This is a genomic window from Clostridium disporicum (assembly GCF_001405015.1).
Lineage (GTDB): Bacteria > Bacillota > Clostridia > Clostridiales > Clostridiaceae > Clostridium > Clostridium disporicum_B.
Genome location: NZ_CYZX01000001.1, coordinates 128,124 through 140,968, shown reverse-complemented (window position 1 = coordinate 140,968; position 12,845 = coordinate 128,124). Strand labels below are relative to the sequence as shown.

The 12,845-nt window shown below is 27.5% G+C and carries 11 protein-coding genes; all 11 read right to left on the bottom strand.

Annotation, left to right across the window (positions count from 1 at the left end; genetic code table 11):
- Nucleotides 1–2: 2 nt before the first annotated feature.
- Entirely contained in the window at nucleotides 3–644 is a 642-nt protein-coding gene (locus tag ARA56_RS00670) for a cyclodeaminase/cyclohydrolase family protein (protein ID WP_055262903.1), read from the bottom strand.
- A gap of 13 nt (nucleotides 645–657) precedes the next feature.
- Complete coding sequence (gene hutI / locus ARA56_RS00665) at nucleotides 658–1,917, bottom strand: imidazolonepropionase (RefSeq protein ID WP_055262901.1); 1,260 nt, start codon at nucleotides 1,915–1,917, stop codon at nucleotides 658–660.
- Nucleotide 1,918: 1 nt separating this feature from the next.
- The gene (gene ftcD / locus ARA56_RS00660) at nucleotides 1,919–2,809 is read right to left on the bottom strand and encodes a glutamate formimidoyltransferase (RefSeq protein ID WP_055262899.1); all 891 of its coding nucleotides are present in this window, start codon (nucleotides 2,807–2,809) and stop codon (nucleotides 1,919–1,921) included.
- A gap of 18 nt (nucleotides 2,810–2,827) precedes the next feature.
- Complete coding sequence (gene hutH, locus ARA56_RS00655) at nucleotides 2,828–4,351, bottom strand: histidine ammonia-lyase (protein WP_055262897.1); 1,524 nt, start codon at nucleotides 4,349–4,351, stop codon at nucleotides 2,828–2,830.
- A gap of 141 nt (nucleotides 4,352–4,492) precedes the next feature.
- Nucleotides 4,493–5,137 carry a Bax inhibitor-1 family protein gene (locus tag ARA56_RS00650; protein ID WP_055262895.1) on the bottom strand — a complete coding sequence of 215 codons (645 nt, stop codon included), beginning with the start codon at nucleotides 5,135–5,137 and terminating at the stop codon, nucleotides 4,493–4,495.
- Nucleotides 5,138–5,274: 137 nt separating this feature from the next.
- Nucleotides 5,275–8,379 (bottom strand): DEAD/DEAH box helicase, encoded by a 3,105-nt coding sequence (locus ARA56_RS00645; protein ID WP_055262893.1) that lies wholly within the window; start codon nucleotides 8,377–8,379, stop codon nucleotides 5,275–5,277.
- Between the two features lie 105 nt (nucleotides 8,380–8,484).
- Entirely contained in the window at nucleotides 8,485–8,832 is a 348-nt protein-coding gene (locus ARA56_RS00640; protein ID WP_055262891.1) for a hypothetical protein, read from the bottom strand.
- A gap of 185 nt (nucleotides 8,833–9,017) precedes the next feature.
- Nucleotides 9,018–10,712, bottom strand: coding sequence for a M3 family oligoendopeptidase (locus ARA56_RS00635; RefSeq protein WP_055262889.1), 1,695 nt, complete (start codon nucleotides 10,710–10,712; stop codon nucleotides 9,018–9,020).
- 102 nt (nucleotides 10,713–10,814) lie between these two features.
- Nucleotides 10,815–11,363, bottom strand: coding sequence for a GNAT family N-acetyltransferase (locus ARA56_RS00630; protein ID WP_055262887.1), 549 nt, complete (start codon nucleotides 11,361–11,363; stop codon nucleotides 10,815–10,817).
- A gap of 34 nt (nucleotides 11,364–11,397) precedes the next feature.
- Nucleotides 11,398–12,183 (bottom strand): tetratricopeptide repeat protein, encoded by a 786-nt coding sequence (locus ARA56_RS00625; protein ID WP_055262885.1) that lies wholly within the window; start codon nucleotides 12,181–12,183, stop codon nucleotides 11,398–11,400.
- An 86-nt stretch (nucleotides 12,184–12,269) separates the two neighbouring features.
- Nucleotides 12,270–12,737, bottom strand: a complete 468-nt coding sequence (ybaK, locus tag ARA56_RS00620; protein ID WP_055262883.1) for a Cys-tRNA(Pro) deacylase — start codon at nucleotides 12,735–12,737, stop codon at nucleotides 12,270–12,272.
- Nucleotides 12,738–12,845: the final 108 nt, after the last annotated feature.

Below are 12,845 nucleotides of genomic sequence, written 5' to 3'. Positions count from 1 at the left end.
CATTAACATTCTAATTCCATTTGCACCTTCTTCAATATATCATCTCTTTTATCTCTACCATTTTTTATAGTTTCATTACATTCATAAATAATTAAAGATACATATTCTCTGTCTTCTATATATTTTGCATTTATCTTTACATTTAGTGCAGCTCCTTCTATAGCTGACTGTAATGATAATGCAGCTACCCCAACATCAGTTATAGCATTCTTATTTCCATATAAACATGCCAAATATATATAATCATATAGCTTATAGCTTTCTCTAAGAGTTTGAAGAGGTATATATAGAGCCTCTTTATAGCTATCTTGAATTTTATTATTTCTAAAGCTAATCTCATCTACATTAGACTTAGGTAGTTTATAAGCTTTCATAACTTTATTGAAGGCAACAGCATCGTCCTCCATAAGTTTTAAAAATAATCTTGTTATATTACCTATCCTATCTTGTGCTAATAATATTTCACTCTTTACACTTTTATCTAAATTTAAAAACATGCTTTTATTACTTGTAATATCATAAACCATACTTACTAAAGATGATGATAGTGCTGCTAATAATGCTGCTACAGTTCCCCCTCCTGGTGTTGGTTCTGAGGAAGATACATTTTCTAAAAAGTCTTCTATTTTACGATTTGCAAACATTTGTTCATACCCCCTAAAATTTTAACTTTCCACTTTCAACTACTATTTTTCCATTTTTTATAACTTTATCTACTGCATTACTTCCAATATGATATATTAAATATTCTAAACTATTACTATTAAAAACTGTTATATCAGCCCTTTTACCTACTTCTATACTTCCTATTTCTTTTTCCCTATTTATTGCGCAAGCAGCGTTTATAGTAACTGCATTTATAATCTCTTCTGGTAATAATCTCATTCCATAGCATGCTAAAGTCATAGTAAATTGTAATGATTCATTAGGTGATGTTCCTGGATTACAATCTGTAGATAATGCTATCTTCACTCCATTATCTATCATCTTCCTAGCGTCAGCATAGTGATTCAGCATTAAATAAAATGATGTAGATGGTAATAAAACTGCAATCACATTATTCTCGCATAAAGATACTATTCCTTTATCAGATATAGCTACTAAGTGTTCAGCAGAAGTTGCTTTTAACTCACCAGCTAATTCCCCTCCCCCTATACTCTCTATTTCATCACCATGAATCTTAGCTTTCAATCCTTTACTTATCCCAGCTTCTAAAATCCTTTTTGATTCTTCTACAGTAAATACTCCTATCTCACAAAATACATCTATATATTCTGCTAAGTTATTATCTACTATATATGGAATATGATTATTAATTATTTCCTGAATATATTTTTCTCTATTGTATTTATACTCTTCTGGAATAGCATGAGCTCCAAGATAAGTTGATATTATATCTATTGGGTGAGTATCATTTAATTTTTTATTAGCCTTTAGTATTTTAACTTCATCTTTAAGATTCAATCCGTAGCCTGATTTACTTTCAATAGTTGTTGTACCATGCAGAAGCATATTATTTAATCTAATTTCACTTTCTTTTATTAATTGTTCTAATGATGCATTTCTTGTACTTCTTACTGTACTTAATATACCTCCACCAGCTTTAAGAATATCTATATAGCTTTTATTATTTAACTTTAACTTAAGCTCCTTTTCTCGTGACCCACTATATACTATATGAGTATGACAATCTATTAGACCTGGAGTTACAGTTTTACCATTACAGTCTATAGATACAGCCTCATTATTAAGATATTTTAAATATCCATCTCCCTCACCAATTTCTTTGATATATTCATTTTCTATTACTATATATCCATTAGCAATTATTCCTGCATCTTTCATCTCATCTTTAGTTTTTCCATAACTTCCTCTACAGGTAACAAGAGAGCTTATATTTTTTAATATTAAAGACATACTATAGCCTCGTTTCTAATATTTGTTCTTTAGAAAAATTTTCAATTTGGAGATAGTATTCTGCACATTGTATTAATGCAGCCATTGGCACTAATCCAATAACTTCACTACCTATTACATTAACTCCATATCTTTTAGCTTCCATCTTTATCATCTCAAAAGCTCTATATATTGCAGTTTTCTCATAATTAACTAAATTCATAGATACTTGAACTATATTTCTCTCCTTTAGCTCTACTGGCATAGCTTTAACATACCTTAATCCACCACCTATGTGTCTAACAACCTTTGCTATATTTTGAGCTATCTCTATATTATTTGTATCTAAATTAACATTAAAGGCAACCAAAGGTACTCTCGCTCCAATAGCAGAACATCCTAACTTGGCATTCATTACACTAGGTCCATAATCTGGTTTCCATTCTGGATTATTTATTTTTTCAAAAAACCCTTCATATTGCCCTTTTCTAACTGTTGCTAAATTTCTTCTTTCCTCTTTAGTAGCAGCATCTTCATATAAATATACAGGTACTTTATATTTATCCCCTATCTCTTTAGCAACTTTATTAGCTAAGCTTATACATTCTTCCATAGTTACATCATTAACAGGCACAAAGGGAACAACATCTAAAGCTCCCATCCTCGGATGCTCACCATTATGTTTTCTCATATCTATATATTCATATACCTTATCTGCCATATTTAGTATTGCTTCATATACCTTTTCTGGTGAACCTACAAATGTCACTACAGTTCGATTATGATCTTTATCACTAGAATAGTCTAAAAGCTTTATACCTTCTTTTCCTCTAAGGGTATCTATTATTTTATCTATGATTACAGGATCTCTACCTTCACTAAAATTAGGTATACATTCGATTATTTTTGCCATATTTAGCATATCTCCTTACTAATATTTTAACTCTATCACCTTTTCAACTTCTCTTAATAATTCCTCTGATGTTATTAACTCAGTAATTTTTTCTAAATCTTTATACATAATCTTATCTTCTTTTACAAAGTCTACATGTTGCCTTACAATATCATACGCAACCTTTGTTCCTTTTCCTAATATTAATCCTTCTCTAAAGTCAATAGCTTGACATGCCGCCATAATTTCTGTGGCGATTACCCTCTTTACATTTTCTAATATTTCTCTACTCTTTCTAGCAGCAATTGTTCCCATACTTACATGGTCTTCTTGATTACCTGAAGAGGGAATTGAATCAACTGAGGCTGGATGAGCTAAAACCTTATTTTCTGAAACTAATGAAGCTGCTGCATATTGAGTTATCATAAATCCTGAATTCAATCCTCCATTTTCTATTAAAAATGATGGTAAATCATTCAATTGATTATTAATTAATCTTTCAAGACGTCTTTCAGATATATTAGCTAATTCAGCTAAAGCTATTCCTAAAAAATCAAAACTTAATGCCATAGGTTGTCCATGAAAGTTACCACCTGATATTACATCACTATCTTCTAATATAGTTGGATTATCTGTTACAGAATTCATCTCTATTAAAACTTTTTCTTCTACATAAGATATTGCATCTTTACTTGCTCCATGCACCTGTGGTATGCACCTTAAAGAATAAGCATCTTGTACTCTTAGTTCTCCCTGTCTAGTAATATAAGTACTTCCTTCAGTTAAATTCAAAATATTTTCGGCAGTTTTTAATTGTCCCTTATGAGGTCTTACTTTATGAGCTCTTATATCAAAAGCATCCTTTATGCCTCTTAAAGCTTCTAAAGTTAATGCTGCTGCAATATCACTTACCTTTATTAAATTAATGGCGTCATAAACTGTTAATGCCCCTATTGCTGTCATTACTTGAGTACCATTAATTAAGGCTAACCCTTCTTTGGAAGTTAATTCTACGATATTAACATCTGCTTTTATCATAGCTTCTCTTCCTGACATAATCTCCCCTTTATACTCTGCTTCACCTTCACCTATCATTGGTAAAACCATATGTGATAGTGGAGCTAAATCTCCTGAAGCACCTAAAGAACCTTTTTCAAATATTATTGGATTAATATTCTCATTTACCATCTTTATTAAAGTTTCTAATGTACTAAGTCTTATACCTGAATAACCAATTGATAGAGCATTAGCTCTTAAAACCATAATAGCTCTTACAACATCTGTAGGAAGAGGCCTCCCTGCTCCGCATGCATGTGAAAGTATTAAATTACGTTGTAGCTTTTTGCAATCCTCTGTTGATATAGTCACATTAGCAAACTTTCCAAATCCAGTCGTAATCCCATAGACTACTTTTTTCTCATTTTCAATTTTCTCTACTATAGCTCGTGATTTTTTAACCTTATCTTTAGCAGCATCATCAATCTTCACCTTTCGATTAAATCTAGATATATTAATAAGTTTCTGTAAAGTAAGTTCTTTCCCATTAATTATTATTTCTTCCATATACCTCTCCTTATTATCTTATAGTATTTATAGAAAATTCTGATAATTATATATAATAAAAAGAGAGGATTTGCCTCTCTTTTTACTGTCACTATATTTTAATTTTATATCTTTATCCATTATTTGTAAATAATTTAAATGCTAATTGTCATCACTAATGATAGACATAAATCTTAATAAATCAAGTAATAAATTTAGAAAACTAATAAATATAGAGTATGATAGTTGTACTACCTCACCTTCAGATAGTCTTCCGTATCTACACCTACTTTGTATAGACTTCATTATATAAATAGCGTAAAGCGAGTATATTAAAATTCCAGCAGTAGATAAAAGTAAATCAAATATCCCAAATCTAAAAAAGAAAATATTAATAAACTCTAGTATAATCAATGCAAGAATTCCACCCCAAATTATTGGTGAAAGTTTCATAATCTTTTCTTCTGATGTTCTTAATGCCAAAAAATAAGCAAAAGCAAATACTAATAATACTCCTACAATACATGAAATAAAAATCTCTGGCCCTAATCTTGCAAAATAATAAACATACGTAGAACCAGTAAGAATTCCTAAAATAAATGCATATGTGTACATGCTAGCTTTATTTCTTATAAGTCCACCTCTTTTAGAAAATGCTGAAAATAATACTACTACAAAAAAAGCTATATTTAACATATATCTAAATGTAGCAGGTATAAATTTCACGCCTATTATACCACCGATAACTAAAAATATAAGAGCTATAAAAAAAGTTTTTAATATGGATAAATAGTTTTCCTTAACCATCTTTACTCCTCCTTAATCTTTTAATTAACATTACCACTTTCATATATATTATTCAAATGATATAGGATAATTTTACAAAATATTAATATAATATCCATATTAAATTTCCATTACTTCTTAACCAATACATTTATATATTACTTTTCTATATAAGTTTCAATTAATTCTTGTATCATTTTTTTATTTATAGATGAACTTTTAATATTACTTCCTGATAAAATATCTTGAATCAATTCTTTTTTATCTTCTTGTAAAGTAACTATACTTTCCTCTATAGTTTCTTTAGCAATTAATTTAATTACTTCTACATCTTTTTCTTGTCCTATCCTATGAGCTCTATCACTTGCTTGAGATTCTACAGCAGGATTCCACCAAGGGTCAAAATGTATAACTAAATTTGCTGAAGTTAAATTCAATCCAGTTCCTCCAGCTTTTAAAGATATTAAAAACACTTTCACATCATCACTATTGTTAAAATCATTAACCAATTTCATTCTCTCTTTAGATAAAGTATCACCACTTAATTTGAAAAATTTAATATTATCCTCTTCTAATTCAGCTCCGAACATATCTAAAACAGATGTAAATTGAGAAAAAATTAAAATCTTTCTATCATTTTTTATTGCTGTATTAATTAACTTATGAGCGATTATAAATTTGCCACTATTCCCAATATACTCTGGAAATACCAATGCAGGATGGAGACAAATCTGTCTCAATCTAGTTAAATGAGATAATACTTGAATATTAGAATCTGTTTTAATTTTCTCACGTACGTTATTAAGATAGTTTTTATACATAAATCTTTGATTTTCGTCTAATTCTACCATAATTCTCTTTTCGCTTTTACCTGGTAAATCTTTAGCTACTTCTTCTTTTGTTCTCCTCAAAATAAAAGGATTTATTAAAGTCTTAAGCAACATCATGCTCTTTTCATCATCCTTGCTAAATTTACTTTCAAACTCCTTTGTAGAATATAAAAATCCTGGCATTACAAAATCAAATATACTCCAAAGTTCTTTTAAGCTGTTTTCAATAGGAGTACCTGTTAAAGCTAATTTAAACCTTGATTTAATCTTTTTTACAGCTTCTGCATTTTGTGATTTATAATTTTTAATATTCTGAGCTTCATCAATAATGCAAATATCAAATTCTTTATCAATAAATTTATCTAAATCATTTTTTAATATTCCATAAGTAGTAATCAGACCATTAAATTTTTTATAATCTTTTAGTACATCATCTCTCTTATCTCCATATACAATTCCTACTTTTAAACTAGGAGCAAACTTTAAAAACTCATCTCTCCAATTAAAAATAAGTGAAGTTGGTACTATAATAAGAAACTTCTCCTTCTTCTTCATTGATAAGAAGGATATTGTTTGTAAAGTCTTACCCAACCCCATATCATCTGCTAAAATTCCACCAAAATCTAATTCATATAAATTATCTATCCACTTAACACCTTCATATTGATATGGCCTTAAAGTTGACATTAGCATTTTACTAATTTTTATTTCTTTAGATATTAAAGCTTCAAGCTTATCTTCTACAGATTTTAAACTTCCATTATTATATATAAAAGATAAATCACATTTATTTATAATACCTTGAACTAAAGATGATTTAGATTTATTAATATATGATATACCTTTATCTAAATCTTTCTCTAAATTCAAAAGGTTTATCATATTAAATAGTTCTCTAATCTTATCATCTAATAAATCAATAAAATTATTTTTCTTAGTTTTATAAAAACTCTTATTATTTTTAAATGCTAAATAAGCCTCTTTAAATTCCTCTTGCGTGATATCCTTAATTCCATATGATAATTTTATTGCCCAATCCTCTTCATATACTGTTCCATATAAATCTTTAGAATTATAAACATTAAATTCATTCAAGTCCTTAGGTATGATTATTTCCCCTGAAGTTAAAAGTTCATTTTCTCTAGAATGTAAAAATGAATAGAGCTTTTCATCATCACCAACGAATTTCATTCTTGCATTATTTTTTATGAATCCATATCTTTCAAAAGTCATTATTACTCGTTCTTCATACTTTAAATCTCTAATCCATCCTAGTTTAACCTTATTATCCTTTAATACGTTTATTACTTTATCACCATAGATAACCTTAATATCACAAAATATATTATCTTTTTCTTTATATATAAAATATTTACCCATCAAAAACTTTCTCATATAATTTCTTAGATCATCACTTACATTTACCTTCTTAGTAATACTAGAAAGTGTGGAAATTATATTAATAAAACTCTGATTATTTCCTGGAAAATATTTGAAGTTATTTTTCTTCAATTCATTATATATAGGTATAAAAGCCTTAGAAATCTCTTTTTCCGATAAATAAATCTCTCTATTAAATAAAAAAACTCTTTTCTCATTATCTAAAGGAACAGGCAAATTTTTTTCAGACCATAATACAAATTGCCCATTTTCTTCTTTCAAATTAAATGCTATATCAATAGTACCTTTATTGATTTTAGTTTTATACTCTAGGTATATATCTTTAAATAGTATTTCTTCATTAGGTATTTTACCTAATAGTAGTGGTAATTGCTTTTGCTCGATTTTAATTTTAGCACCATTGGTACTATTATTTAGAATATTTCCTTTAATATAATCTAAGTATTTTAAGTCACTTTCATTTATTTTATGCTTTAGAGGTGAATACTTAAAAGTATCAGTCAGCTTTATCTCTTTATCATTAAAAACTGAATAAATAAATTCTTTTATATTACTAATTAAATATTTTGATTTATTTCCTACTTTTAGCTCTAAAAAAAATTGATTTAAATTATTTACCTTATAATAGTAAATCTTACTTTCTATATGTAGTATCTCTCTTACATCTTTCTTTGGTACACTTTGCGAGTTTCCCTTACTATCTTTAATCTTACTCTTTAGTGAATCTAAAAATCTTAAAGATGTAGCTGCTATATGTTCACAATAATATGAGTATCCTTGCTCTAAGTAATCTTTATACTTACTGCATGTACATTTATAGCCACATAGTTTTTCTTTATTTAAATCATATTTAAGGTGTGTATTAATAATTTTATTATCATTTTCCAGTTTGCCGTATATATGATAAACACCATCTACTTTTTTCCCTTGAATACTCTTAACAGCTTTATTTAATAATAATTCATTTCCTCTTTTCCTAGTTAACCCACTACAACTTCTTAAAATATTTTCTTCTAAACGTTTATAATTCAATTTAATCACCTAAACTAAAAAAGACTCTTAAAAGAGTCTTTTATTTTTATTCATATTATACTTCTTATATATTATAAATTCCACTACTTTTATTTTATATTACAATTACCTTCTTTTAGATAATAATAATGAAATTGCAGATACACCAACTAAAACTCCTGCTGAAACTAAAGCTAACTTTTTCACTGTATTCATAGTACACTTACAAGTCTCTTCATAATCTTCACAGAAAGCATCACATGGATAATTTTCTTTATATTCATCATTCTCATAATCATATTCATTTTCGTAATAATCTTTGTATGCATCTTCAAAATCATTGTCTTCACAACAATTATTATCATAATCATAGCTATAAATATAATAATTTCTATTGGTTATTTTGGGAATTCGTATTCTTTTTTTCATATAATTTAATCTTTTTTCTTTATTAATTCCTATATTATCGTACATTAAATTCACCTCAACATTATTATTGACAAGTAAATTAAAATTTATAAGCAAAGAAAAAACTCTAATTCGCTTATTTAAATAACAATACATACACTAATATATAAGTTATTTCTTAAAAATTAATTTTTTTCATAATAGTTGAGGTGTAATTTTATCTGTATTTAATTATTTATAGAACTAATTTATTATAAACTCTTATCATTTACATTGTCTAACCAATTTTCGATATCACCAATAATTGAGCTTACACAGCCATCTTTAAATGGAGATTTTAAATTTGCTAGTTTAACAAGTTCTAAGAAAGACTTAGTTCCACCAGCTTTACAAAGTCTTAAATAATCATTCCATGCAACTTCTCTATTTTCATTAGCTTTCTTCCAGAATTGAAGTGCACAAATTTGAGCTAATGTATAATCAATATAGTAGAATGGATTTTCAAAAATATGACTTTGTTTAAACCAGAATCCTCCTCTTTCTAAGAAATCATCACCTTCATAATTTTTATGTGGTAAATATTTCTTTTCTAATTGTCTCCACATATTTTTTCTTTCCATTGGTGTAGCTTCTGGATTCTCATAAACAAAATGTTGGAATTCATCTACAGTTACACCATAAGGTATAAATTTAATAGCTGACCCTAAATGTGTAAATTTATACTTATCTGTATCTTCTAAAAAGAAATTATTCATCCAAGGCCATGTTAGGAATTCCATACTCATAGAATGTATTTCACAACTTTCATAAGTAGGCCAAACAATTTCCGGTACAGAAATCCAAGTAGAATTATAAACTTGGAATGCATGTCCTGCTTCATGTGTTAATACATCAATATCTCCTGAAGTTCCATTAAAGTTTGAGAAAATGAAAGGTGACTTATAATCATTTATATAAGTACAATATCCTCCACCTGCTTTACCTTCCTTTGTTTCAAGATCAAGTAACTTTCTATCTACCATAAAATCAAAGAATTCTTTTGTTTCAGGAGAAAGTTCACTGTACATTTTTTCTCCATTAGATAATATCCAATCTTTATCTCCTTTAGGTGTAGCATTTCCTGAAGTGAATTCCATATCTATATCATAATACTTTAATTCGTCTAATCCCAATCTTTCTCTTTGTCTTTCATATAGCTTAGAAGCAACAGGTACTATATATTCTTTAACTTGCTTTCTAAACTCACTAACCATTTCTGCATTATAATCAGTTCTACTCATTCTTATATAACCAAGCTCTACAAAGTTGTTATACCCTAACTTTTTAGCTATCTTAGTTCTTACTTTTACTAATTTATCATAAATTGAGTCAAACTCATCTTCATGTTCTGTAAAGAATTTTGATGAAGCTCCCCATGCTGCTTCTCTAATCTTTCTATCAGTTGATTCTTTGTATTTTCCTAAACCTGGTAGATTTAATACTTCACCGTTAAATGGTATCTTAGCTGAAGCAATAAGTTTTACATACTCTGAAGTTAATTTATTTTCAAGTTGCAAATCTTCAATAATATCTTTAGAGAAAGCTTTAAGCTTTAATTCTAGTAATTTAAATAATTGCTTACCATATTCTCTTTCTAACTCTTCTCTAAACTTAGAAGCAACCATTGCCTTGTTGTATCTATCATCTAGTTCTTCATATAATGGAGAATTTTCATCCCAGTAATCTTTTTCTTCACTATAAAACTCATCATTTGTATTTATAGTGTATCTTATACCAGCAAGTTCCATCATAGTCATAAGTGTACCCCTTAAAGCATTTATATCTTCTAATGCTTTCTTACACTCTTCGTATGTTGAAGCATTTGTGAATTTATCTAATAAAATATTAAATTCACTTTTATATTCTTCATAACTTGGTCTTTCATATGTATAGTCTTTAAATTCCATCTTAGCCCCTCCAATATGTAAATATGTTTCATGAAAATTATACCATATAATATATATAATTCCAACAGTATTATTTTAGGCAATATCAACTTATTTATATTTTTATTCCTTAATAACAATATATCTTTTTAAGCCACCATACTTCTCTTTTTCTATAGCTATTTTATATCCCAATTTAATGAATGTATTTAAACTAAATTCGTTTTGTGGTGCTACTGTTGCACAAAAAATACAGCATCCTTTATCTTTTGCAACTTTTTCAAGTTCTTCTACCAAAGTTCTTTGTAACCTATTTCCTCTATAATCTGAATGTACTACTGTTGATTCAATATGAGCTATTGAAATAAGTTTTTTATCATCATAATTTAGATCATATCCTAAGTTAAACTTTTTAAATTTTGGCTTTATCATAGCTCCAAAAGCTATAAGTTCATCATCTTCAGTAACAACTCCTATAACCTCGCCTTTATTGTTTATCATGTTTTCAAACTCTTCTTTTTCTGTCTTAGCAAAAAGGCTTTTATCTACCATACTCTCATATATGAAATCTTGAAGTAATAAAATTTTATCTAAATCCCTATTTGTCAACCTTCTAATCTTTGCATCAATAATTCTTCCACTAATATGTTTTAACTTAATACTTTTATTCATAAGTTCTCCTATATACTTTTAAAGTAATTAACTATTAGTTAGATTGAACACTTTCAATTAGTTCTATTTCTTTCTTAGCTTCTTCATAGCTTTCATCAGCATTATATACAACTTTAAAGTATTCTAAAGCATCTTCTAATTGTCCTAACCCTTTATATGCTAATCCCATTCCAAAATATACATCTAAAGTATTTTCGCCAAGATCAATTGCCTTTTCAAAATTATCTATAGCTTTAAAATACTCTTCTTTTCTTAAATAATATTCTGCAAAGCCTATATAAGCATTTCCTAAATTATTATCTAAATCTAGTGCATGATTAAAGTGATTTAATGCTTCATCTTCTTTATTTAAATATTTAAGTTTTATCCAACCTATATTTACTTCTATATAAGCAGAATCTTTGCTATCAAGTTTATTTTTCTTTAACGCTTCTTCTGCTCTTTCTACTCCTTCTTTATAGTTACCTAGCTTAATATCTATATCAGTAAGATAAGCTATTGAGAAAAAGCTATTTGGTCTTTCTTTTAATAATTCTAAAAATATCTCTTTACTTTCTTCATATTTCTCTAAATAGAATAAAGATTCTCCTTTTAAACTCTTAGCAAAATTTATATTTACTGACCCTTCCTTTAATCCTTTATCTATAGCTTCTATAGCTTCTTCAAATAAATTTAAAGCCATATAGCACTCACCTATATAAATATAAATTTCAGGATTATTGCTTTCTTCTAAAGTATTTATGCAAAACTCTAAAGCCTTTTCCACATCCTCATTCATTAAATTTTCATATTCACGTAAAAAATCCATATTTAGTTCCATTTCTTTCTCTCCTTAATATTAAGTGCTAATAAATATTTATAAATTATACTTAAATTAATTATTAACTTCTCTTTGAAAATAACTAATTAAAGTAAGTCTTCAAATATTGCATTTGAAACATTCTGTAAATCTTGTGGTGATAACTTTACTTGTAATCCCTTTTTACCACCACTTACACATACTCTGTCTAAGCTTTCAGCATCTTTATGAATAAATGTTTTATATAACTTCTTCATACCAATTGGTGAGCAGCCACCCCTAATATATCCTGTTAGTTTCAGAATATCATTTACATGTATCATATCTATTTTCTTTTCACCACATACTTTTGCTGCTTTCTTAAGATTTAATTCTTCATTTACTGGTATAACAAATACATAAATCGTTTTAGTATTGCCCTGTGTTACTAATGTTTTATACACTTCTTTAACATCTTGATTTGTTTTTTCTGCAACAGATACTCCATCGATTTTCCCATCAGATATATCGTATTCTATTACTTCATATTTAATCTTATTTTTATCTAAAATTCTCATAGCATTTGTTTTAGTCATATGTAACAACTCCTCACCTTTAAATTATCTTCTATTTATTTTACTACAAAATTAGTATATAAGCTTCAAAAAAAGTTAAAACTAAATGTATTATTTTTATAGATAAGG